The following is a 241-nucleotide window of genomic DNA, read 5'->3' as shown; positions in this document are numbered from 1 at the left end:
AGTACGGTCCCGGAACACCGCCCCCGGCACCGTCCCCTCGACCGACATCCGCAGCCCCATGAGATCGGTGGCGTCACCGCCCGCGCACACTGTCACGGTCAGTTCCGCGGGATCGGTGTCCCGTTCCTCGTCGACATCGAGCCGGCCCGTGCCCGGCAACGCGAGCATCGTCACGTCCGAACCGGTCAGCTCCAGCGCACGGCCCGCGATCAGCTCCAGCGCATCCACCGGATCCGTCCCG

At 70.5% G+C, this 241-nt stretch carries 1 pseudogene; it reads right to left on the bottom strand.

The annotated features are described in order from the left end of the window. Positions 1–228 (bottom strand): annotated as a pseudogene (locus tag WA670_RS45145) (histidine kinase); the annotation flags it as partial. Between the last annotated feature and the right edge of the window lie 13 nt (positions 229–241).

The organism is Amycolatopsis sp. VC5-11, assembly GCF_037034185.1.
In the GTDB taxonomy this organism is placed as follows: Bacteria; Actinomycetota; Actinomycetes; order Mycobacteriales; family Pseudonocardiaceae; genus Amycolatopsis; species Amycolatopsis nivea.
This window is presented reverse-complemented; position numbering and strand designations above follow the sequence as displayed.